The 22798-nt window shown below is 73.8% G+C and carries 20 protein-coding genes and 2 tRNA genes; 8 read left to right on the top strand and 14 right to left on the bottom strand.

Annotated elements, in window-relative coordinates; genetic code table 11:
* Positions 1–112: 112 nt before the first annotated feature.
* From clpX to ACI79Y_RS12645, 5 genes are all read right to left on the bottom strand, one after another.
* Positions 113–1384, bottom strand: a complete 1272-nt coding sequence (gene clpX / locus ACI79Y_RS12665; RefSeq protein WP_457079162.1) for an ATP-dependent Clp protease ATP-binding subunit ClpX — start codon at positions 1382–1384, stop codon at positions 113–115.
* Between the two features lie 328 nt (positions 1385–1712).
* A complete protein-coding gene (locus tag ACI79Y_RS12660; protein WP_457079160.1) occupies positions 1713–2342 on the bottom strand; it encodes an ATP-dependent Clp protease proteolytic subunit in 630 nt (209 codons plus the stop codon).
* A 17-nt stretch (positions 2343–2359) separates the two neighbouring features.
* Entirely contained in the window at positions 2360–3001 is a 642-nt protein-coding gene (locus ACI79Y_RS12655; RefSeq protein ID WP_457158813.1) for an ATP-dependent Clp protease proteolytic subunit, read from the bottom strand.
* Positions 3002–3287: 286 nt separating this feature from the next.
* Complete coding sequence (gene tig, locus ACI79Y_RS12650; RefSeq protein WP_457158812.1) at positions 3288–4721, bottom strand: trigger factor; 1434 nt, start codon at positions 4719–4721, stop codon at positions 3288–3290.
* Between the two features lie 94 nt (positions 4722–4815).
* Positions 4816–4889, bottom strand: a tRNA-Pro gene (locus ACI79Y_RS12645).
* A 63-nt stretch (positions 4890–4952) separates the two neighbouring features.
* On the opposite strand from ACI79Y_RS12645, the gene ACI79Y_RS12640 reads away from it, so the two are divergent.
* A tRNA-Gly gene (locus ACI79Y_RS12640) sits at positions 4953–5026 on the top strand.
* A 144-nt stretch (positions 5027–5170) separates the two neighbouring features.
* On the opposite strand, the gene ACI79Y_RS12635 is transcribed toward ACI79Y_RS12640, so the two are convergent.
* The 3 genes from ACI79Y_RS12635 to ACI79Y_RS12625 all read right to left on the bottom strand — a co-directional run bounded on the left by ACI79Y_RS12635 (position 5171) and on the right by ACI79Y_RS12625 (position 8427).
* Positions 5171–5347, bottom strand: coding sequence for a hypothetical protein (locus ACI79Y_RS12635; RefSeq protein ID WP_457158811.1), 177 nt, complete (start codon positions 5345–5347; stop codon positions 5171–5173).
* 271 nt (positions 5348–5618) lie between these two features.
* Positions 5619–6632, bottom strand: coding sequence for a sigma-70 family RNA polymerase sigma factor (locus ACI79Y_RS12630; protein WP_457158810.1), 1014 nt, complete (start codon positions 6630–6632; stop codon positions 5619–5621).
* 73 nt (positions 6633–6705) lie between these two features.
* On the bottom strand, positions 6706–8427 hold the full coding sequence (locus tag ACI79Y_RS12625) for a hypothetical protein (protein WP_457158809.1): 1722 nt from the start codon (positions 8425–8427) through the stop codon (positions 6706–6708).
* A gap of 250 nt (positions 8428–8677) precedes the next feature.
* On the opposite strand from ACI79Y_RS12625, the gene ACI79Y_RS12620 reads away from it, so the two are divergent.
* The 3 genes from ACI79Y_RS12620 (at position 8678) to ACI79Y_RS12610 (ending at position 12087) form a co-directional block, all read left to right on the top strand.
* Positions 8678–10003, top strand: a complete 1326-nt coding sequence (locus ACI79Y_RS12620; protein WP_457158808.1) for a sensor histidine kinase — start codon at positions 8678–8680, stop codon at positions 10001–10003.
* On the top strand, positions 9994–10656 hold the full coding sequence (locus ACI79Y_RS12615; protein WP_457158807.1) for a response regulator: 663 nt from the start codon (positions 9994–9996) through the stop codon (positions 10654–10656). The genes ACI79Y_RS12620 and ACI79Y_RS12615 overlap by 10 nt, the downstream gene beginning before the upstream one ends.
* Before the next feature lie 186 nt (positions 10657–10842).
* Positions 10843–12087, top strand: coding sequence for a GNAT family N-acetyltransferase (locus ACI79Y_RS12610; RefSeq protein ID WP_457158806.1), 1245 nt, complete (start codon positions 10843–10845; stop codon positions 12085–12087).
* Positions 12088–12291: 204 nt separating this feature from the next.
* Here the strand turns inward: ACI79Y_RS12610 and ACI79Y_RS12605 are convergent, their stop codons facing one another.
* On the bottom strand, positions 12292–12777 hold the full coding sequence (locus ACI79Y_RS12605; protein WP_457158805.1) for a ribose-5-phosphate isomerase: 486 nt from the start codon (positions 12775–12777) through the stop codon (positions 12292–12294).
* Between the two features lie 37 nt (positions 12778–12814).
* Between ACI79Y_RS12605 and ACI79Y_RS12600 the strand changes: the two genes are divergently transcribed.
* From ACI79Y_RS12600 to ACI79Y_RS12590, 3 genes are all read left to right on the top strand, one after another.
* A complete protein-coding gene (locus ACI79Y_RS12600) occupies positions 12815–13492 on the top strand; it encodes a DUF429 domain-containing protein (protein WP_457158804.1) in 678 nt (225 codons plus the stop codon).
* An 85-nt stretch (positions 13493–13577) separates the two neighbouring features.
* Positions 13578–15278 carry a SpoIIE family protein phosphatase gene (locus ACI79Y_RS12595; RefSeq protein ID WP_457158803.1) on the top strand — a complete coding sequence of 567 codons (1701 nt, stop codon included), beginning with the start codon at positions 13578–13580 and terminating at the stop codon, positions 15276–15278.
* Between the two features lie 9 nt (positions 15279–15287).
* The gene (locus ACI79Y_RS12590; RefSeq protein ID WP_457158802.1) at positions 15288–16055 is read left to right on the top strand and encodes an MBL fold metallo-hydrolase; all 768 of its coding nucleotides are present in this window, start codon (positions 15288–15290) and stop codon (positions 16053–16055) included.
* Here the strand turns inward: ACI79Y_RS12590 and ACI79Y_RS12585 are convergent.
* Both ACI79Y_RS12585 and ACI79Y_RS12580 read right to left on the bottom strand, forming a co-directional pair.
* Entirely contained in the window at positions 16052–16819 is a 768-nt protein-coding gene (locus tag ACI79Y_RS12585) for an SDR family oxidoreductase (RefSeq protein WP_457158801.1), read from the bottom strand. The two genes, ACI79Y_RS12590 and ACI79Y_RS12585, sit on opposite strands and share 4 nt — an antisense overlap.
* Positions 16820–16906: 87 nt before the next feature.
* Positions 16907–17545, bottom strand: coding sequence for a mycothiol-dependent nitroreductase Rv2466c family protein (locus tag ACI79Y_RS12580; protein WP_457158800.1), 639 nt, complete (start codon positions 17543–17545; stop codon positions 16907–16909).
* A gap of 166 nt (positions 17546–17711) precedes the next feature.
* Here ACI79Y_RS12580 and pepN point away from each other — a divergent pair, with 166 nt between their 5' ends.
* A complete protein-coding gene (pepN, locus tag ACI79Y_RS12575; protein ID WP_457158799.1) occupies positions 17712–20276 on the top strand; it encodes an aminopeptidase N in 2565 nt (854 codons plus the stop codon).
* A 125-nt stretch (positions 20277–20401) separates the two neighbouring features.
* On the opposite strand, the gene ACI79Y_RS12570 is transcribed toward pepN, so the two are convergent.
* The 3 genes from ACI79Y_RS12570 to ACI79Y_RS12560 form a co-directional block, all read right to left on the bottom strand.
* The gene (locus tag ACI79Y_RS12570; protein ID WP_457158798.1) at positions 20402–20881 is read right to left on the bottom strand and encodes a DUF5130 family protein; all 480 of its coding nucleotides are present in this window, start codon (positions 20879–20881) and stop codon (positions 20402–20404) included.
* 61 nt (positions 20882–20942) lie between these two features.
* Positions 20943–21284 carry an aa3-type cytochrome oxidase subunit CtaJ gene (gene ctaJ, locus ACI79Y_RS12565; protein ID WP_457158797.1) on the bottom strand — a complete coding sequence of 114 codons (342 nt, stop codon included), beginning with the start codon at positions 21282–21284 and terminating at the stop codon, positions 20943–20945.
* A 48-nt stretch (positions 21285–21332) separates the two neighbouring features.
* Positions 21333–22781 (bottom strand): amidase, encoded by a 1449-nt coding sequence (locus ACI79Y_RS12560; protein WP_457158796.1) that lies wholly within the window; start codon positions 22779–22781, stop codon positions 21333–21335.
* Between the last annotated feature and the right edge of the window lie 17 nt (positions 22782–22798).

Raw genomic sequence — 22798 nt, 5'->3', positions numbered from 1 at the left:
GTGCCAGTTCGACGGGCTGCTGCTGACACCTGGCGCCCACTGTTGCGGAGCTGGAGATGACAACGGCCCGCTCCCCTGCTGGGGAACGGGCCGTCGGCAGAGCCGGCTGGGGTCAGGCGCTCTTCTCGCGGGGGGCGCGGCTGGGCTTGCGGGGCACGATCGTCGGGTTCACGTGCTCCAGCACGACGTCCTTGGTGATGACGACGGTGGCGACGTCCTCCCGGCTGGGGATGTCGTACATGACCGACTGGAGGACCTCCTCCATGATCGCCCGGAGCCCACGCGCGCCGGTGCCCCGCAGGATCGCCTGGTCGGCGATCGCCTCCAGCGCGTCGTCGGTGAACTCCAACTCCACGCCGTCGAGCTCGAACAGCCGCCGGTACTGGCGCACCAGGGCGTTCTTCGGCTCGGTGAGGATGTTGATCAGGGCCTCGCGGTCCAGCTTCTGCACGCTCGTGATCACCGGGAGCCGGCCGATGAACTCGGGGATCATCCCGAACTTCATCAGGTCCTCCGGCATGACCTGCGCGAAGGCGTTGGCCTCCTCGATCTCGGCCTTGCCGCGGACCTCGGCGCCGAAGCCGATCCCCTGCTTGCCGGTGCGGGCCTCGATGACCTGGTCGAGTCCGGCGAAGGCGCCACCCACGATGAACAGCACGTTGGTGGTGTCGATCTGGATGAACTCCTGGTGCGGGTGCTTGCGCCCACCCTGCGGCGGCACCGACGCCGTCGTCCCCTCGAGGATCTTCAGCAGCGCCTGCTGCACGCCCTCACCGGAGACGTCGCGGGTGATCGACGGGTTCTCGCTCTTGCGGGCGATCTTGTCGACCTCGTCGATGTAGATGATCCCCGTCTCGGCGCGCTTCACGTCGTAGTCGGCGGCCTGGATCAGCTTCAGCAGGATGTTCTCGACGTCCTCACCCACGTAACCGGCCTCGGTGAGCGCGGTGGCGTCGGCGATCGCGAAGGGCACGTTGAGCATCCGGGCCAGCGTCTGCGCCAGGTGGGTCTTGCCGCACCCGGTGGGGCCCATCAGCAGGATGTTGGACTTGGCCAGCTCGACGGAGTCGTCACGGCTGCCTGCGCCGCCGGCCTGCACCCGCTTGTAGTGGTTGTAGACCGCCACGGCCAGCGTGCGCTTGGCCTTGTCCTGGCCGATCACGTACTGCTCGAGGAAGTCGTGGATCTCCTTGGGCTTCGGCAGCTCGTCGAACTTGAGGTCCGACGACTCCGAGAGCTCCTCCTCGATGATCTCGTTGCAGAGGTCGATGCACTCGTCGCAGATGTAGACCCCGGGGCCAGCGATGAGCTTCTTGACCTGCTTCTGGCTCTTCCCGCAGAACGAGCACTTCAGCAGGTCGCCACTCTCACCGATACGTGCCACCTGGCTGACCTCCACCTCGAGTGGGACGGCACGGTGGCCGCCCCGGTACGCGTTGTCTTGCCCTGTCGACGCCCCATGTGGTGGGCGCCTGCGGATGTCCCTGCGGTGCGGACCGAACGGTGCGGACCGGGGATCGGGCGTTCGCCGAACCTACCCGGCCGGTGTGACGTTCGGGCGCAGGAACGCACCCGGGTCGTCCGCTTCGCCACACCCGCCCCGGCTCCCCCGCGACGCCGCCGGCGGTCGGGCCGGTGACCTCACGGGATGGGTGAACGGTACGGGCCGGGGACGCGACACGCGCGGCCCCGGCCCGTACCGATCGGGTCGATCAAGCCGGCAGGGCGTTGAGCTTCCGGCTGGCGATGACCTGGTCCACGATCCCGTACTCCTTGGCCTGCTCGGCCGTGAGGATCTTGTCCCGGTCGATGTCCTTGCGGACCTGCTCCTGGGTCTGGCCGGTGTGCCGGGCCAGGATCTGCTCCATCTGGGTGCGCACCCGCTCGATCTCGGCGGCGTGGATCTCCAGGTCGGTGACCTGACCGCCGGCCTCGCCGGAGGGCTGGTGGATCAGCACCCGGGAGTAGGGCAGCGCCAGGCGCTTGCCCGGCGTCCCGGCGGCGAGCAGGACGGCGGCCGCGGAGGCGGCCTGGCCCATGCAGACGGTCTGGATGTCGGGCCGGACGAACATCATCGTGTCGTAGATCGCCGTGAGCGCGGTGAACGAGCCGCCGGGCGAGTTGATGTACATGGTGATGTCGCGGTCGGGGTCGTTGGACTCCAGCGTGATCAGCTGGGCCATGACGTCGTTCGCCGACGCGTCGTCGACCTGCACCCCGAGGAAGATGATGCGCTCCTCGAAGAGCTTGTTGTACGGGTTGCTCTCCTTCATGCCGTAGCTCGTGCGCTCCACGAAGGAGGGCAGGATGTACCGGCTCGAAGGCATCTGGAAGTCGCTCATGTCAGTCCTCCGACCGTTCAGTTCTCGGTGACCGGGTTGTCGGTCTGCGTGGTGCTGGAGGCCCGGGTCACCACGTGGTCGACGAAGCCGTACTCGAGGGCCTCCTGCGCGGTGAACCAGCGGTCGCGGTCGGAGTCCTTCTCGATCTGCTCCACCGTCTGCCCGGTGAACTGCGCCTGCAGCTCGTTGAGCTGCTTCTTCGTGTTGCGGAACAGCTCTGCCTGGATGGCGATGTCCGACGCGGTGCCACCGACGCCGGCCGAGGGCTGGTGCATCAGGATCCGCGTGTGCGGCAGCGAGTACCGCTTGCCCTTGGTGCCCGCGGTGAGCAGGAACTGGCCCATCGAGGCGGCCAGACCCATGGCGTAGGTGGCGACGTCGCAGTCGATGAACTGCATCGTGTCGAAGATCGCCATGCCCGAGGTCACCGAGCCGCCGGGCGAGTTGATGTACAGGTGGATGTCGCGGGTGGGGTCCTCGGCGGACAGCAACAGCATCTGCGCGGCGAGCTGGTTGGCGATCACGTCGTCGACCTGGGTGCCCAGGAAGATGATCCGCTCGCGCAGCAGGCGCTCGTAGACCGAGTCGTTGAGGTTCATCCCCCCGGCGGCCGCACGCAGCAGCGGCGCGCTCGCCAGGTTCGGGTCAGTGGTGCTCACGGGTGCGGTGACCTCCGTAGGACTGCGGTGCAGTCGGTGTCGTGGAACGGGTGGGTCGGTGGTCTCGGTGCGGTCGCGGCCCCCCGCCGACGGGTGTCGGCCGGTGGTCCCGCGGTGACCGCATCGGTGTCACGTCGACCCTAACGCGCACCCCCGACCCGTTCCTCCCGGTCCGGGCCGGTGTTCGCCGTGGGCGCAGCACGAGACCGCCGAACGGCAGCCCCGGGAACGACAGCGCCGCCCGCACCCGGGGAGGGTACGGGCGGCGCTGGGCGACGGGGCGAGGTCAGGCCTTGGCGGCAGCCTCGTCGTCGGTGGTGTCGGCCTCGGTGGTCTCGGCGTCGGCGGCGTCGACGTCGGCCTCGACGGCGTCGTCGTCCCCGTCGGCGGTGACCGTCTTGGGGCGGAGCGCCTCGAGGTCGACCGCGTTGCCCGACGCGTCGGTGATGGTGGTCTGCTCGAGCAGCTGGGCCAGCGCCTTGGTGCGGCGGACGTCGGCGACGAAGTCGGCGATGTTGTTGCCCTGCTGCAGCTGCTGGGCGTACTGCTCCGGGCTCATCCGGTTGCGCTGCGCCTGGGCCATGATCTGCGCCGACAGGTCCTCGTTGTCGACGGTGACCTCACGGGCGTCGGCGATCGAGTCGAGCAGGAACTGGGTCTTGACCGCCTTCTCGACGTTCTCGCGCATCTCCGCGTCGTAGGCCTCCCGGCCGCCCTCGATGCCGGCGGCGGAGAAGTAGGCGTCCCAGTCCATGCCGGCCTGGAGCAGTTCGCGCTCCATCGACTGGGCCCGGAAGGCCAGCTCCTGCTCGACGAGCTTGTCCGGCACCGGGATCTCGGTGGCCTCGATCAGGTGCTCGACCAGCTTGTCGCGGGCCTGGGCGCCCTGCTGCAGCACCTTGGTGCGCTTCAGCCGGGTGCGGACGTCGTCCTGCAGCTCGGCCAGGGTGTCGAACTCGCTGGCGATCGAGGCGAACTCGTCGTCGAGCTCGGGCAGCTCCTTGGCCTTGACCGAGCGCACCGTGACGGTGACCTCGGCCTCCCGGCCGGCGTCGGGGCCGTTGAGCAGCGGGGTGGTGAAGGTGGCGCTCTCGTCGGCGGACAGCCCGCGGACGGCCTCGTCCAGGCCGTCCATCAGGTTGCCGGAGCCGACCTCGTAGGACATGCCGGTGGTGCTGCCGTCCTCGAGCACCTCGCCGTCGAGCTTCGCGTCCAGGTCGATGGAGACGTAGTCGCCGTCCTCGGCGGCCCGCTCGACCCCGGTGAGGGTGGCGAACCGCTCGCGCATGACGGAGATCTGCTGCTCGATCTCCTCGTCGGTGACCTCGACGTCGTCGACGGTGACCGCGAGGGAGTCCAGGGCGGGGAGCTCCAGGCTGGGGGCGACGTCGACCTCGGCGGTGAAGGCCAGCAGCTCGCCGTCCTCCAGGCGGGTGACCTCGACCTCGGGCTGGGTGATGACGCGGACCTGGTTCTCCCGGATCGCCTCGGAGTAGACCTCCGGGACGGCGTGCTGGACGACCTGCTCGAGCACGACGGGGCGGCCGATCCGCTGGTCGATCACGCGGTTGGGCACCTTGCCGGGGCGGAACCCCGGGATGCGAACCTGGTTGCGCAGCTCCTTGTAGACCTCGCCGAAGGCGTGGTCGAGGTCGCTCCACGGCACCTCGATCGCGAGCCGGACCCGGGTCGGGCCCAGGTTCTCGATGGTGCTCTTCACAGCGCAGCGCTCCTCGTGATGGGGACAGACTCATGGGACGCGACGCCTCGGAGGCGCCGCAACTCCCCACGAGTCTAGAGACGTGGGATCCGTGTCGGGGTGGCGGGATTTGAACCCACGGCCCCCCGCTCCCAAAGCGGGTGCGCTACCAAGCTGCGCCACACCCCGTGGCCGCCTGAGTGTAGGCACCCCGGCCACCCGGTACCCTGTGCGGGCACCGCGAGGTGCACTGCGGGTGTAGCTCAATGGCAGAGCCCCAGCCTTCCAAGCTGGCCATGCCGGTTCGATCCCGGTCACCCGCTCCACGCTTTCACGGAAGGTCAACCGGCTCCGGTGACCGGGCTGAGGCCTGCCGTCGCGCCACCCGGACCGGTCACGGAGTTCCCGCGACGCCCGGCAGCGGGTGCAGCGCCCGCGACCTGACACCCCCCCCCGGAGCCGTGCGGCCGTCACCGCGCATCCCGCAGCGGTGCGATGCAGCAGCCGTCGCAGTGGTGCCGGGCGGAGACACCCCCGAGCGCCTGGAGGTCGACGACGTCATCGGGATCGGGGTGGCCCAGGCGGTGCGGGCACAGCCGGACGTGGTAGCCCCGGTCGGCTCGCCAGACCCGGGGCCACTCGCGCATGTGATGCTCACTGGCCACCCCCGCGCAACGCTCCGACTCCGGTTCGGGTGCCGGCTGGCCACCGCCGGGGCGGGGCCGGGGTGGCGCGGGCGTCCGGCCCGCCTCTCCCGCATCGTCCTGGTCGGGACCGGGAACGGAGAGATGGCGGCCTGCGATCGACATGCCGACGATCGTTCCGACGCGCGCTCGCACTGCGGTGAGCACCAGCTGTGCGGGAACTGAGGAACACGGGGGGCTGCACCGTGGCGGGGCAGCTGGCCGGGCGAACCACTCAGTCCACCGGGGTGGGCGTGCGCGGCAGACCGAACAGCTCGAACAGCCGGGGGCCCAGGAAAGCCGTCGTCCGGGCGACCCGGCCGTCGCGGAACTCCAGCGCGTGCACCGCCCACGGCTCGAACGACCCATCCGGCCCGCTGGGCCGCCACTGGGCGAAGGCCGGGTTGCCGTTCATCTGCAGCGGCAGCACGTACGAACCCCGGCACCCGTGGCCCGGACCGAGGTACCAGGTGGCGATGTCGGCGGAGCCGCGCAGCCACATCGCGTACGGCGGCATGTCCATCACCGCCTCCTCGTGCAGCAGTGCCACCAGCGCCTCGACGTCGTAGCGCTCGAACGCGTCGAGGTAGCGGGCCAGCAGCTCGGCGTGCTCCGCGGCGACCGCCGGATCCGGCGCCTCCTCGGCGCCCCGGTGCGCGGCCAGCGTGGCCCGCGCCCGCTGCAGCGCGCTGTTGGCCGCCGCCACCGACGTCTCCAGCAGCCCGGCGACCTCGTCGGCACGCCAGCGGAGCACGTCGCGCAGGATCAGCACCGCCCGCTGCCGCGGCGGCAGGTGCTGCAGCGCCGCGATGAAGGCCAGCTTCACCGACTCGCGCTGGACGGCGAGCTCGGCGGGGTCACCGCCCACCGGCAGCACCTGGCGGTCCAGCGCAGGCTGCACCCATGCGCCGTCGGGCAGCACCCCGGCCAGCGACTCGACCACCGGCGGGCTCGGCTCGCCCCCGGACAGGTCGACCGGCAGCGCCCGCCGCTTGCGCCCCTCGAGGGCGTCCAGGCACACGTTGGTGGCGATCCGGTAGAGCCAGGAGCGCAGCGCCCCGGCCCCCTGCAGGCCGTCCAGGGAGCGCCAGGCGCGCACCATCGTCTCCTGCACCGCGTCCTCGGCGTCGAAGGACGAGCCCAGCATCCGGTAGCAGTACCCGGTCAGCTCCCGCCGGTGCTCGGCCAGCCGCGGTTCCAGCTCAGCCGCCTGCCCCGTGCCGGTCTGCTCGGCCACCACACCGGTCATCGCACCGCTCCTGCCCTCGCCGGACGCTCGCGGTGGATCCTGCCGGGAAGCACCGACAGAACCAAGGGGCCGGCTACTGGTAGGTGATCAGCTCCGGCGTCGGGTGCACCTGCTCGATCGTCTCCCGCGGCGTGAGCATGGGGACGTCCTCGTCGATGAAGTTCTTCCAGCCCCATGCGAGCTCCGGCTGGTCGGCCTGCCGGTGCAGCACCTGCCAGGTGCTCTGCTTGGCCGGCTGCGACCCCTGACCGTCGACGTGCACCATGATCGCCAGCTCGTCGCGGGAGAGGTCCAGCCGGTCCCGGTCGGGGATCATCCGCACCTGGAACTGGTGCAGCACCAACAGCTTCTGCGGCAGCGCCTTCTCCCGGGTGAGGTCGGCCAGCCAGGTGACCACCCGGTTGACCTCGTCGATGCCGACCTGCCCGATCTGGACCAGGTGCACCCCGTTGGGCCCCAGCCGCCACTCCGGGTCCAGCGCCAGCCCGACGTAGGGCAGCTCCAGCAGCGGCTGGTACATCTGCGCCTGGGTGAGGAAGTCCGTGCGGCCGGGCTGCAGGTCCAGCACCACGTAGAGCCCGGCCTCCCCCGCGCCCTCCACCCAGGGACGCAGCGCCTCGACGTCCTGCTCGGCGGAGTAGTCGCCGTCCGCCCCGGCACTCGCCGAGGCGACGGTCGCGATGATCTCGAAGGTCGGGACGACGGTGGTGTCGACCAGCGGCTCGTACTCCGCGGCCAGGTCCTTGGCCCGCTGGATCGCCCCGGGCAGGTCCTGCTCGCCCAGCAGCCCCAGCGCGCCGCTGCCCGGGATGCCGTACAGCGCGACCATCAGCCGGCCGGGGAACAGCACCTGCCCGCCACCCGGCAGCTGGGTGCCGCTGGCCGCGGTGTCCAGCTTCCACTCCAGCCCCGGCTCCTCGCCCAGGTCGGCGCCCAGCACGACGACGGACGGCTCGGCGGCCAGCTGGTCGACCAGCTCGGCCGACGCGCGCGGGTCGGTGCCCTCGATCACCTGGACCTCGGCCCCGGCCGCCCGCGCCGTGGCGACCCCGGCGAGGGAGTCGGGGCTCCCGCTCGTGACCACCAGGGTGTCCTCCAGCGGCTCGCCGCGGTCAAACTCCGGCAGCGGGTCGGGCAGCTCGGTCTCCTCAACCGCCGACGACGAGGCCGCCGACGACGAGGGGGCCGCAGAGCCGTCCGCCTGCTCGTCCGTGGCCGGCTCCTCGGCTGCCGGCGTCTCGGGAGCCGGCTCGAGCGCGGCGACCGACTCCGGGTCCAGCGCGGCGACGGCGGCGACCCGGCCCTCGGCGGCGACCGGCTCGGCAGTGGCCAGGTCCAGCCCCGTCACCGTGCCGACGGCGTCCGGGTCGGCGGGCACGGCGCGCACGTCGACGCCCTCCACCTGAGCATCGCCGACCGCGAGCACCATCTCGGCGCCGAGCCGGTCCAGCTCCGGGGAGAGGACGTCGTCGGCACCCGCCCCGTCGTCGAGCAGGAGGGGCACGCCCAGGCCCACCGCGGCCGAGGCGCCGAGCAGCTGCGCGGCCGCGTCGTCGGCCTCGGCGAGGACGACGACCGGCGAGCTGCGGAACAGTGCCCGGCTGGTCGAGACGGCGGAGGCGACCGGGTCGGCGTCGGTGACCAGGGTGCGCGGCGCGTCGGGCGCTGCCGTCACTGCGGCCGCCACGTCGTCCGAGCCCTCGGCGCTGGGGTCGTCGGAGGTGTCTCCTCCGGTGCACCCGGCCAGCAGGACCAGGGCGAGAGCGGCGGACGGGACAGCGGCGGCGGGGCGCATGGCCTTCTTCCTGTGGCCGCGGCACCGGGGAACCGGGGTCCCCGACTGCGGGCGGGCACGAATGCGGTCGACAGCTTCCCGAGCCTAGAGCCCTCCGTGCGGGACCCACAGGGGAACGGTGCTGGACTGCGGATCCAGCGGCCTGGATCATCGCCGCCGAGATGGACGCGGAGAGGTCGGGACAACCCGAGGGCAGGGCGGCCAGCCAGCGGGCTCGGCCCGCGCCAGCCGGACGAACAGGCTGGTCGGCATGACCACCGACACCTCCGCGCTGCCCGCCCAGGCCGGGCGCCCCGTGGCGTACGAACCCCGGCGCGGCTGGTGGCGCCAGCTCGGCGTCGACACCGGGTACGTGCTGGTCAACTTCTGGTTGTCGATCCTCGCGTTCGTCCTGGTGGTCACCCTGCTGACCGTCGGGGTGGTCACCCTGGGCATCTGGGTCGGGCTCCCGGTCCTGGTGCTGGCCCTGCTGGTCGCCCGCGGCTTCGCGGCGGTGGAGCGGAGGCAACTGCCCGACGTCCTGCGGAGGGAGCTGCCCCGGCCGGTCTACCGGCGCACACAGGCGGACGCCTCGCTGATTCGTCGGCTGATCGCGCCGCTGCGCGACCCGCAGTCCTGGCTCGACGTCCTGCACGCCGTGCTGCACATGACCGTGTCGATCCCGGTCTTCGTCGTGACGGTCGTCTGGTGGGCGATCGCACTGGCCGGTCTGACCTCCATGACATGGGACTGGTCGATCCCCTACGGGGGGGCGGACCAACTGGAGAACCACACGCTGCCCGAGCTCCTCGGACTGGCCGACACCTCCACCAACCGGGTGCTGCTCCACACCGCGATCGGCGTGGTGTTCGCCCTCACCCTGCCCTTCGTCGTCCGCGGCTGTGCGCTCGCCGAGGCGCAGCTGGGCCGCGGCCTGCTGACCTGGCGCGGCGAGGCGCAGGCGGAGATCGGCCGGCTGAGCGAGGGCAGGGACGCCGCGGTCGCCGCCGAGGCGGTGGCGCTCCGCCGGCTGGAACGGGACATCCACGACGGCCCGCAGCAGCGGCTGGTCCGGCTGAGCATGGACCTGCACCGGGCCGAGCGGATGCTCGACCGGGACCCCGCAGGCGCCCGGACCACCCTGCGGGAGGCCGCCGAGCAGACCCGGGAGACGCTCGAGGAGCTCCGCGCGCTGTCCCGCGGCATCGCCCCACCGGTGCTCGCCGACCGCGGGCTGGCCGCAGCGCTCGCCGCCGTCGCCGCCCGCTCCCCGGTGCCGGTCGAGCTCGCCGTCGACCTCGCGCCCGGGCAGCGGCTCGCCCCGGCGGTCGAGAACTCCGCCTACTTCCTGGTCAGCGAGGCGCTGGCCAACGCCGCCAAGCACAGCGGGGCGACCGTCGTCCGGGTGACCGTGGTCTGCGAGTCCGGCCGGCTGCGGGTCGTCGTCGAGGACGACGGCCGCGGCGGGGCCGTGCTCGCCCCCGGTCACGGGCTGGCCGGGCTCGCCGACCGGCTGCGCGCGGTGGACGGTGCGCTCGTGGTCGACAGCCCCCGCGGCGGACCCACCCGGCTGATCGGAGACCTCCCGTGTCCGTGACCACCCTCCGCCGCGTCGTCCTCGCCGAGGACTCGGTGCTGCTCCGCGAAGGTCTGATCCGACTGCTCGAGGAGGCCGGCGCCGAGGTCGTCGCCGCCGTCGCCGACGGGCCCGGCCTGGTGCGCGCCGTCGTCGAGCACCGGCCCGACGTCGCCGTCGTCGACGTCCGGATGCCCCCGACGCACACCGACGAGGGCCTGCGTGCCGCCGTGGAGGCGCGTCGGGTGGTCCCGTCGACGGCGGTGCTGGTGCTCAGCCAGTACGTCGAGGTCGCCTACGCCGACGAGCTGCTGGCCGACGGCGCGGGCGGGGTGGGCTACCTGCTCAAGGACCGGGTCGCCCAGGTCGAGCAGTTCCTCACCGCGCTGGACGACGTCGTCTCCGGCGGCACCGTCCTGGACCCGCAGGTCGTCTCCCAGCTGTTCGCCCGCCGCCGGCGGGACGACCCGGTGCAGGCGCTGTCCCCGCGGGAGCGGGAGGTGCTGGGGCTGATCGCCGAGGGGCACTCCAACGGCGCGATCGCCCGCCGGCTGGTCGTCACCCAGGGCGCGGTGGAGAAGCACACCCAGCACATCTTCGCCAAGCTCGGTCTGGCGCAGGACGAGGACCAGCACCGCCGGGTGATGGCGACGCTGGCCTACCTGCGCAGCTGAGCCGTCCGGGACCGCAGCGCCTCAGCCGGCGGTGCGGACGGTGACGGAAGACCTGCCCGGCGGAGCTCTCGGCCGTCACCTCCTCGGCGGTGACCCCGGTGGCCGAGCCCCGGCACTGACCGGCCGGCGGAACTGGTTGGCGGAACTGGTTGGCGGATCGTCACCCCGGCCCGGTAGACAGCTCCCGTGACCGACCTGGCCGACCAGCTCCGCCCCATCACCGCCGACGAGTGGCCGGGTTTCGCCCGGTCGATGCGCACCACGTTCGCCGAGGAGCACAGCGGCCCGTACCTGGACGAGCCCTCGCCCGTCGCCGAGCTGGACCGGTCGCTGGCGCTGTTCGACGGCGACCGGGTCGCCGCCACCTCGGGCATCTACAGCCTCGAGATGACCGTTCCCGGCGGTGCGGCGGTGCCGACGGCGGGCATCACCTGGATCACCGTCTCCCCCACGCACCGCCGCCGCGGGGTGCTGCGGGCGCTGATGCGCCGGCAGCTCGACGAGGTGCACGCCGCCGGCCGCGAGCCGGTCGCCGCGCTGTGGGCGGCCGAAGCGCCGATCTACGGCCGGTTCGGCTACGCGCCGGCCACCTGGCGGGGCGGGTGGTCCGGCGCCACCGAGCGTCTGCGGCTGCGGCCGGACGTCGACTGCGGCACCGGCACCGTTCGCCTGGTCGACGAGGCGGAGTTCCGCGCCGCCGCCGTCCCGCTGCACGACGCGCTGCGGCGGTGGGTGCCCGGCAACATGGCCCGCGACGACCGCTGGTGGGACCGCCGGCTGTTCGAGCGCCCCGAGGACGTCAAGGGCGGCCCGCCGCGCCAGCACGTGCTGCACGTCGAGGGCGACGGCGCCGTCACCGGCTACGCGACGTACCGGGTCCGGGCGGCCTGGAGCGCAGCCGGGGAGCCCGAGGGCACGCTCACCGTCGGCGAGGTCCGGGCCAGCACCCCGAGCGCCTACGCCGCGCTGTGGCGGTACCTGCTCTCGGTCGACCTGGTGCGCACCGTGGAGGCGCCCGACGCCTCCGCCGACGATCCGCTGCGCCACCTGCTGGTCGACCCGCGCGCCTGGCACGCCCGCCCGGTCGACGCGCTGTGGGTGCGGCTGGTCGACGTCGGCGCGGCACTGTCGGCCCGCCGCTACCCGGCGCGGATCGACCTGGTGCTGGAGGTGCGCGATCCGTTCTGCGACTGGAACGACGGGCGCTGGCACCTGTGGGGCCACCCGGCCGGAGCGTTCTGCGACCGCACCGACCGCGACCCCGACCTGGTGCTGGACGTCGAGGCGCTCTCCGCGGCCTACCTGGGCGGGGTCTCGCTGGCCACGCTGCAGGGCGCCGGCCGGGTGACCGAGGTGAGCCCCGGGGCGGTCGTCGCCGCCTCGACGGCGTTCGGCTGGCCGACCGCGCCCTGGTGCCCCGACCACTTCTAGGAGGACCCCGTCCTCCTCAGTCCTCGCGCTCAGTCCTCGCGAGCTCGGACCGAGCCGCTGGACGGTGCCACGACGTGCGCGGCCACCCCGACCACGCCCGTGCCCAGGGTGGGGACGGGTGCCGCGCCGTCGGGCACCCGGGCGGACAGCGCCCGGACCGCGGCGCCCGCGGCCCGCGGCTCGTCCCCGGTCAGCGGCGCCGACTCACGGGGTGTGGGTGGGCAGCCCGCCGGCCGGGCGGTGCCGGTCCCGCTCGTAGTCGGCCAGCAGCGCGATCCGGCGTGCGTGCCGCTCCTCGCCGCTGAACGGCTCGCGCAGGAACGTCAGCACCAGCGCGGTGGCCTGCTCGACGGTGTGCTGCCGGCCGCCGACGGAGACCACGTTGGCGTCGTTGTGCTGGCGGGCGAGCTTCGCGGTGCTGTCGTTCCACACCAGCGCCGCCCGGACCCCGGGCACCTTGTTCGCCGCGATCTGCTCGCCGTTGCCCGAGCCCCCGATCACCACGCCGAGCGCGCCCGGCTCGGTGACGACCCGCTCCCCCACCTCGAAGCAGAACGGCGGGTAGTCGTCCTGCGGGTCGTAGTCGAAGGCCCCGCAGTCGACGGGCTCGAAGCCCTCGTCGGCCAGCACCTGCATCAGGTGGGACTTCAGTTCGAGACCGGCGTGGTCGGTGCCCAGGAAGACGCGCATGCACCGATCTTCTCAGCACTGCTGGCAGGCTGGCCGGGTGGCGGTGCTCGGGGTCGACGGCTGGCGCGGGAAGTGGGTCGGCGCGCTGTTCGAGGGGCGCACGGTGGAGCTGCAGGTGCTGGACGACGCCGCGGCGGTGCTGGCCGTGCCGGACGTCGCAGTGGTGGCCATCGACATGCCGATCGGCCTGTCCGAGGACGGCGTCCGGGCGTGTGACCGGGAGGCCCGCGACCTGCTGCGGCGCACCGGTACGGCGAGCTCGGTGTTCCCCGCCCCGGTGCGCGCGGTGCTGGCCACCGACGACCACGCCGAGGCCCGGCGGCTGTCCCGGGCGGCCACCGACGGCCGACGCGCGCCGTCGGCGCAGACCTTCCAGCTGGTGCGCGCCATCCGTGCCCTGGACGACGCCCTCGGCGACCCGCCGACCGACCGGGTGGTCGAGGTGCACCCCGAGCTGGCCTTCCGGCAGGGCCTGGGTGGCGTGACCGACCGCAAGGGCACCGCGCGCGGGACGGTGCAGCGCCTGCGGGCGCTCCGCGCGGTGATGGACGTGGAGGAGGCGCTGGCCGGCGCGCCGGCCGGCGTCCCGGTGGTCGACGCGCTGGACGCCTGCGCCGCCGCCTGGTCGGCCCGGCGGATCGCCGCCGGCACCGCCGAGTGCGTGGGTGACGGGTCGCGGGACGCACGGGGTCGCCCGATGCAGATCTGCTGGTGACCGGGGACGCCCTCCCCCCGGTGCGGTCCGGCATCGGCCATGATCAGGACCGGCGCAGCGGTGGCGACGGAACGGGGGTGTGTGCGTGGCAGTGGAGCAGGAGGACGTGAGCCGGGCCCAGCGCTGGGCGGAGACCACGGACACCGCCGTGGTCTGCTTCGACCGCGACTTCCGCTTCGTCTACGCGAACGCCGCGGCGGAGAAGCTGGTCGAGGTGCCGCGGAGCCAGCTGCTGGGACGCACCCCGTGGGCGGTGTTCCCGGCCACCCTCGGCACCGAGCTGGAGCGCGCCTACCGGCACGCCATGTCCACGGGCGAGCGGGTGCTGTTCGAGCAGTACTACCCGCCGCAGGACATGTGGTACCGCCTGGACGTGAGCCCGGTGCCCGACGGGCTCGACGTGGCGTTCGCCGACGTGACCGAGAGCAAGCGGCTCGGCGGTGAGCAGCCGGCCGCCACCTCCGACGAGGCGCAGGCGCTGCTGGACCTGCTCACCGAGACCTCCGCCGCACTCAGCGCGACCCTGGACGTCGACGAGGCCGTCCACCGGCTGGCCCGGCTGCTGGTCCCCCGGCTGGCCGACTGGTGCATCGTCAGCTCGCGGACCCCCGGCGGGCAGCTGCAGGACCTCGCGGTCGCGCACCGCGACCCGCGGCTGGAGCGGGTCGCCGCGCGCTACGCCCGGCACCGGGTCGCGGCCATCGCGCCGGACGCGCCGGCACACCAGGCGCTGGCCACTGGGGAGGTCATCACCGTCGGGGACGGCCGCGCCGAGTCGATCGCGGAGCTGGTGGCCCGGCTGGTCACCGCCCCCACCGCTCGCCGGCTGGTCACCGAGCTCGCCCCGGGCTGGGTGGCCTCGGTGCCCCTGATGTCCGGTGGCCGGGTGATCGGCCTGCTCAGCCTCTACCGGGACGCCGGCCGGCCGGGCTGGTCACTGCGCGAGCTGAGCGCCGCCGCCGACGTCGCCGCCCGGGCCGGCACCGCGGTGGAGAACGCCCAGCTCTTCACCGAGCAGGCCCAGCTGGCCGAGGGGCTGCAGCGCAGCCTGCTCACCGACCCGCCGGAACCGGAGCACGCCGAGATCGCGGTCCGCTACCTGCCCGCCGTGGAGGCGGCCCAGGTCGGCGGCGACTGGTACGACGCGTTCGTCCAGCCCGGCGGGACGACGATGCTGGTCATCGGTGACGTGGTCGGCCACGACGTGCAGGCCGCCGCCGCGATGGGCCAGCTGCGCAGCCTGCTCCGCGGCATTGCCACCCACAGCGACGGCGGCCCCGCCGAGGTGCTCGCCGGCCTGGACCGGGCGATGGCGGTGCTCCGGTTGCGCGCCCTGGCGACCGCCGCGGTCGCCCGGTTCGAGCAGGACGACGGGGAGCGGGACCGGGGCGTCGTCCGGCTCCGGTGGTCGAACGCCGGGCACCTGCCCCCGCTGGCGATCCACCCCGACGGCTCGGTCGTCGTGCTCGGCGACTGGCGGGCCGACCTGCTGCTCGGCGTCGACGCCCACGCCCCCCGCCGGGAGTCGGTGCTCACGCTGGAAGGCGGCGCGACGGTCTTCTTCTTCACCGACGGGCTGGTCGAGGACCGGCGCACCGACCTCGACGCCGGCGTGGCCCGGCTGCGGGCGGCGTTGACGGAGTTCGCCGCGCTGCCGCTGCCGGAGCTGTGCGACGCCGTCGTCGACCGGCTGGTCGCCGGCAGCCCGGACGACGACGTGGCGCTGGTGGCCGTCCGCCTGACCGGACACTCCCGCGACGCCGCCGTCCCGCACACGGCCCGCTGAGGGACGGCGATGGCGGCGGCCGGGACGGCGGGGTGGCGCGAGGTCGGCGACGGTGTGTTCGTCCGGCGGCACGCCGACCTGGACCTGAACTGCGGGCTGGTGGTCGGGGACGGCGCCTGCCTGGTGATCGACACCCGCTGCCACCTGGGTGAGGGCCGCGCCCTCGCCGAGGCGGTGCGGGCGGTGACCCCGCACCCGTGGACGGTCGTCAACACCCACGACCACTACGACCACTGCTTCGGCAACGCCGCGTTCCGCCCCGCGGCCGTGTGGGGGCACCGGCGCTGCGCCGAGGGGCTGGCGTCCACCGGCGAGGCCCAGCGCGCCTCCGTCGTCGCCGGGCTCCGGGAGGACGGCGATCCGGCGGCCGAACTGGTGGCGATCGCGCCGATCGACGTACCGGACAACCTGGTGGACGACGTCGCCGTGCTCGACGTCGGCGGCCGGCCGGTGACACTGCGGCACCTGGGCCGGGGGCACACCGACGGCGACCTCGTCGTCGCCGTGGCCGACGTGCTGTTCGCCGGTGACCTGGTCGAGGAGGGTGGGCCGCCGGCGATGGAGGACGCCTTCCCGCTGGAGTGGGCGGCCACCCTGGACGCGCTGCTCGGGCTGGTCCGCGGCCCGGTGGTGCCCGGGCACGGTGCGGTCGTCGACGCCGGCTTCGTGGTCGGCCAGCGCGACGAGCTGGCCCGGCTGGCCCGCTGGCTCACCGACCCGGCGGACGACGCGCCCTTCGACCAGGCCACCCGGGACGCCGCCCGCTCCCGGCTCTAAGCGAGCCGGCGGACCAGCGGCAGCGGCAGCACGCGCAGCAGGCCGGCGATCGGGCGCCACGGCCACTCGGGCACGTAGGCGCGCACCGGCTCCCGCTCGATCGCCGCGGTCAGGGCGGTGACGCCGGTGGCGAGGTCGACGGTGAAGGGGCCGCGGCGGCCGACGTTGATGTCGGTCTCGATGAACCCCGGGTGGATGGTGCTGACCCGGATGCCGCGGGTGCGCCGGTCGCCCAGCAGGTCCGCCCGGATGCCCTCGGCGAGCACGGCGTCGGCGGCCTTGGAGGTGGCGTAGGCCGTCCGGCTGCCACCCATCCCCCGCACCCCGGCGACCGAGGAGATCACCACCAGGTGCCCGGCGCCCTGGGCGCGGAACAGCGCGACGGCCGCCTCGCAGCAGGCGTGCGTGCCGAGCACGTTGGTGACCAGCACCTGCCGGTTGGGCCGGGCGCCGCCGGCGCCGACCGGGACGCCCTTGCCCAGGCCTGCGTTGGCGATGAACCGGTCGATCCCGCCCAGCTCGGCAGCCAGCCGGGGCACGACGTCGGCGACGGCGTCCGGGTCGTCGACGTCCAGCTCCCCGACCACCACCCGGATGCCCGGGTGCTGCGCGGCCAGCTCGTCACGCAGCTCGGTGAGCCGGTCGAGCCGGCGGGCGACCAGCACCAGGTCCCGGCCGCGGGCGGCGAACTGCCGGGCCATGCCCTGGCCGAGGCCCGCACTGGCACCGGTGATGAAGATCCGCTGACGGACGGGGTGCGCCATCGGCCCAGGATGCCGCACCCCGTCGTCCCGGCCCCGTCCAGAGGCTCGCCCCGAGCGTGCGCGGGGTGAGGAGGACGGGGTCCTTCCTCAGCGGGTGCCGCGCAGCTCCAGGGCGTCGGCGGGCACCGAGGACATGTCCGGGCCTGCGGTGCGGGTGCGCTTGAGCTCCCAGAAGTCGGGCAGGTTGGCCAGCAGGACGGCGCCGTCGAACGCCTTGCCGGCGTCCTCACCGGTGGGCACCTTGCTGATGACCGGGCCGAAGAACGCGACCCCGTCGATGTGCATGACCGGCGTGCCGACGTCGTCGCCGACCGGGTCCATGCCCGCGTGGTGGCTCTTCTCCAGTGCCTCGTCGTACTCGGTGGAGCCCGCGGCCTCGGCGAGCTCGGCCGGCAGCCCGACCCGCTCCAGGGCCGGGGCGATGACGTCCTCGATGTCCAGGCCGTCATGGTGCCGCAGCGTGCCCATCGCGGTGTAGAGGTCGCCCAGCACGCCCTCCCCGTGCTGCTGCGCCGCGGCCACGAGCACCCGCACGGGGCCGATGGCCTTGGCCATCGTGTCGCGGTACTCCTCGGGCAGGTCCCGGCCGCGGTTGAGCACCGACAACGACATCACGTGCCAGTGCAGGTCGATGTCACGGACCTTGGCCGCCTCCAGCACCCAGCGGCTGGTCAGCCACGCCCAGGGGCACAGCGGGTCGAAGTAGAAGTCGACGCGTGCCGTCACGGGAGCGCTCTGCACTGCCTCGGTCATCGGTGGGTGTCCCTCCGGTCGTCTGTCGACCCCGCCAGCTGACGGGGTCCTCCGCGCGCCAGCAAGTCCGGCCGCGGTCGGCTTGTTCCCCCCGGCACCCCGGCGCGAACCGTCGGCGCCACGTGGGAAGCTCCCGGGCGTGGCAGTTCCCAACCTGACTCGTGACGACGCCGCGGCTCGCGCCGCGCTGCTGTCGGTCTCCAGCTACGACCTGGCCCTCGACGTGACCGACGGCGCCGGCCGCCCGGGCGAGGAGACGTTCCGCTCGGTCACCACCATCCAGTTCTCCGCCCGGACGCCCGGCGCCGACACCTTCGTCGACCTGGTCGCCGACCGGGTCCGCTCGGCCACCCTCAACGGCGTCGAGCTCGACGTGAGCACCTACACGCCCGAGGGCGGCCTCCCGCTGCCCGGCCTGGCCGAGACCAACGAACTGGTCGTCGACGCCGACTGCCGGTACTCCCGCTCCGGGGAGGGCCTGCACCGCTTCGTCGACCCGGAGGACGGGCAGGTCTACCTGTACTCGCACTTCGAGCCGGCCGAGGCGAAGCGGATGTTCACCTGCTTCGACCAGCCCGACCTGAAGGCGACCTTCACCGTGCACGTCACGGCGCCGTTCGACTGGCAGGTCGTCAGCAACACCGGCGACCGCACGATCGAGGCGGGTGAGGGCGGCTCCCAGCTGGTGCACTTCACCCCGACCAAGCGGATCTCCACCTACCTGGTGGCCCTGGTGGCCGGCCCCTACGCCCGGGTCACCGACCTGCACGACGGCATCCCGCTGGGCGTCTACTGCCGGGCCTCGCTGGCCCAGCACCTGGACGCCGAGGCGATCTTCGCCGTCACCAAGGCCGGCTTCGACTTCTACCACCGGGTGTTCGACTACCCGTACCCGTTCGACAAGTACGACCAGCTCTTCGTGCCGGAGTTCAACGCCGGGGCGATGGAGAACGCCGGCTGCGTAACCTTCCTGGAGGACTACGTCTTCCGGTCCAAGACCAGCCGTGCCCGCTACGAGCGGCGGGCGGAGACGATCCTGCACGAGCTGGCGCACATGTGGTTCGGCGACCTGGTCACCATGCGCTGGTGGGACGACCTGTGGCTCAACGAGTCCTTCGCCACCTACATCTCCACGCTCTGCCAGGCCGAGGCCACCGAGTACACGACCGCGTGGACGACGTTCGCCAACACCGAGAAGTCCTGGGCCTACGCGCAGGACCAGCTGCCCTCCACCCACCCGATCGCCGCGGACATGGTCGACGTCGCCGCGGTCGAGGTGAACTTCGACGGCATCACCTACGCCAAGGGCGCCTCGGTGCTCAAGCAGCTGGTGGCCTACGTCGGGCAGGACGACTTCCTGGCCGGGGTGCGCCGGTACTTCCGCAAGCACGAGTACGGCAACACCACCCTCGACGACCTGCTCACCGAGCTCTCCGAGGCATCGGGGCGCGACCTGTCCGACTGGTCGGCGCAGTGGCTGCAGACCAGCCAGGTCAACACCCTGCGCCCGGTGTTCACCCTCGATGACTCGGGCCGGTACTCCGCGTTCGCCATCGAGCAGACCGCGGTGCCCGAGCACCCCGTGCTGCGCCGGCACCGGCTGGCGGTCGGGCTGTACACCAGCGGCCCCGACGGGCTCACCCGCGCGCACCGGGTCGAGCTGGACGTCGACGGCGCCCGCACCGAGGTGCCCGAGCTGGTCGGCCACCCGGCCGCGGACCTGGTGCTGGTCAACGACGACGACCTCACCTACGCCAAGCTCCGCCTGGACGAGGGCTCGCTCGCCACCCTGCGCGAGCAGATCGGCGCCATCCCGGACTCGCTCCCGCGGGCGCTGTGCTGGTCGGCGGCGTGGGACATGACCCGGGACGGTGAGCTGGCGGCCCGCGACTGGGTGCAGCTGGTGCTGGCCGGGGTCGACGCCGAGAGCGAGATCAGCGTCGTGCAGTCGCTGCTGGCACGCGTGCAGACCGCGCTCGCCTCCTACGCCGACCCGGCCTGGGCGCCGACCGGCTGGGCGCAGCTGGGCGACAAGGCCCTGGCGTCGCTCGGCAGTGCCGCACCCGGCAGCGACACGCAGCTGCAGTGGTCGCGCACGCTCGCTGCCGCCGCCCGCACCGAGGAGCACGCCGCCGCGCTGCGCGGGCTGCTCGACGGTTCGCGGGTGGTCGAGGGTCTGGCGGTCGACGCCGACGCCCGGTGGGCGTTCCTGCACGGGCTGGTCGCGATGGGTGCCGCCGGTGATGCGGAGATCGACGCGGAGGCCGCGCGTGACGCGACCGCCACCGGTGTCCGCCGCGCCGCGACCGCCCGAGCGCTCCGGCCCACCGCGGAGGCCAAGGCCGAGACCTGGGAGCGGGCGTTCACCGACGAGTCGATCCCGAACGCGGTGCACGAGGCGATGGTCGCCGGCTTCTGGCAGCCGGCCCAGCAGGAGCTCACCCGCCCCTACGTCGAGCGGTACTTCGCCGACATCCGGGGCGTCTGGGACCGCCGGCCCGGCGAGATCGCCAAGAACGCCGTCGAGTACCTCTTCCCGAAGGTGATCGAGGAGCAGACGGTGGCCACCGCCGACCAGTGGCTGGCCGACCCCGGCCACCCGGCCGCGCTGCGCCGGCTGGTCAGCGAGGGCCGTGACGGCGTGGCCCGTGCGCTCCGGGCCCGTGCCCGGGACGCCGCCGCCGGGACGCCGTCCGCCGGCTGAGCGGAGCACTGAACGCCAGCGGCCCAGAACTCGAGGAGAGTTCTGGGCCGCTGGCGTTCAGTCCCCGTCCAGAGGCTCGGCCTGAGCGTGCGAAGGCCGAGGGGGACGGGGTCCTCCGACCTCTTTCAGTGGGCGGTGGCGATCCCGCGCGGGACGTTGTCCTCACGGCGGTGCGGGTGGCCGGCGGCGTCGGACATCTGCCGCAGGCCGTTGACGATCGCGCCCGTCAGGTCACCGGAGCCCAGTCGGTTGGTCATCGCCAGCACGGCCAGCGCGCAGGCGCGGTCCGGCAGCCGGCGGGCCGCCGCCGACCCGGTCACGATCTCCACCACCCGCTGACCGGGCGAGAGCGCGACCAGCACCCCGATCGAGGTGTCTCCGCCCGCGCGGGCGTGCAGGCTCTCGGCGGTGCTGCGGGTGTCGCTGCCCAGGTCACCGACGTACAGCGTGAACCGCAGCCCGGTCTCCCGGGAGGACATGGTCAGCGCCTCGTCCAGCCGGGCCAGGTCGGAGTAGCTGAACGGGCCGGGGCCCGGCTCGGCCACGGCGGTGTTGATCGTGTCCTGGCTGGCGCTGGGGCCGGCGTCGAGGTGCTGCGTCGACATCAGCGGGTGCCTCCGGTCGGCAGGGGACGGCGGGTGGGGTGGGGCAGCGGCACGGCCCGGGTCACCAGGTGCCCCGGGCGCCGCCGGCAGCGGTGCGCTGCGGCACGGGCGCCTCGTGCGGGTGCTGACCGATGGCCAGCGCCGCGGCGGTCGCCCCCAGCCCGCGCCGGCCGTGGTCGCCGGCGCTGCTGTGGTCGGCCGGGTCGTCGTCGCCGTGCCCACCGTGGACGCCGGGGACATCGGGGTGCGGCTCATACCAGACGGGCTCGTGGTCCCAGGGCTGGCCGGGCTTGTACCGCGTCCGGTCCTTGCCGCGGCCGGGGAGGATGGTCACCGCCCAGAACAGCAGGTACACCACCAGCGGGATGGCCGCATAGATCAACACGGTCTCGTACCAGGGCATGGCGCCAATCTACCGGGAGCCCGGGTCAGCGGCCCGGCAGCCGCGCGGTCACCAGGTGGCCGGGTGCCGGTGCGCCCAGGGCCGGGCCTCCTCCAGCTGCGCGGCCAGCGACAGCAGCGTCGTCTCCTCCGCCGGGCGGCCGACCAGCATCGTGCCGATGGGCAGCCCCTCGGGGGTCCACCACAGCGGCACGCTCAGCGCCGGCTGCCCGGTCACGTTGTAGACGGCGGGGAACGCGGCGTAGCGCTTCTGCCGCTCGAAGTCCGCCTCGCCGGGGTCCAGCCCGTCGGCGGGGCCGTCGAACCAGCCCACCGGCCGGGGCGGCAGGGTGCAGACCGGGGCCAGCAGGACGTCGAAGCCGCTGGTCGCCTGGACGAAGCGGCGGGCGAAGACGCGGAGGGTGAACATCGCCTCCATCGCGTCGCGGGCCGACAGGGCCAGGCCGCGCTCGCGGAGGAAGCGGGTCAGCGGGCGCAGCCGGTGCACCTGGGCCTCGGCCACCGGCAGGGTGGTGGCCGACAGCGCCCACACCACCTCGAATGCCGGGAACACCCCCGCGGTCAGCGGTGGGGCGGGCAGGTCCTCGACCTCGTGGCCCAACCCGGACAGCAGCGCGGAGGCGTCCTCGAACGCGGCGCGCACCTGCGGGTCCAGGTCGGCACCGGGCATGCCCGAGTCCAGGTACCGGCCGATCCGCAGCCGCCCCGGCGGGCGCTCGGCCGCACCGAGGAAGGTCTCCCCCGGCGGCAGCGGCGGCGCCCAGTACGGATCGCCGGGCACCGGGCCGGCGATCGCGTCGAGCACCGCGGCGGCGTCGCGGACCGTGCGGGCCAACGGACCCTGCACGCCCAGCCCGGTCACCTCGCTGCCCAGCGGGGCGTTGCTCACCCGGCCGCGGCTGGGCTTGACCCCCACCAGCCCGTTGATGCCGGCCGGGATGCGGATCGAACCACCGCCGTCCGAGCCGTGCGCGAACGGCACCATCCCGGCCGCCACCGCCACCGCGGCGCCGCCGCTGGAACCACCGGCCAGCAGCTCCGGGTCCCAGGGGCAGCGGGCCGGCCCGACCAGGTCGTTGTCGGTGTAGCAGGGGAAGCCGAACTCCGGCGTGCTGGTCTTGCCGAGGCTGATCGTGCCCGCGGAGGACAGGGCGGTGACCACGGCGTCGTCGACCTCGGGCACGAAGTCGGCCAGCAGCGCGGACCCGAAGGTGGTGCGCACGCCGGCGGTGTTGGCCAGGTCCTTGATCGCGGTGGGGACGCCGAACAGCGGGGGCAGCTCGGCGCCGGCCAGCACCGCCCGGTCGGCGGCGGCCGCGGCCGCCCGGGCCCGCTCGGGGGTGACCGTGATGAAGGCGCCGAGCCCGGGGTCGAGCGCCTCGACCCGGGCCAGCGCGGCGTCGACCAGCTCGGTGGGGCTCACCTCCCGGGCCCGGACGGCGGCGGCCTGCTCCAGGGCCGTGAGGTCGTGCAGCTGCGTCCCGCGCGCGGAGGTCACGGTCGGACGCTAGCCAA

The sequence above is a fragment of the Modestobacter sp. SYSU DS0875 genome (assembly GCF_054050915.1).
The sequence above is the reverse complement of the archived record's forward strand: the minus strand, read 5'-3'. Positions and strand labels throughout refer to the sequence as shown.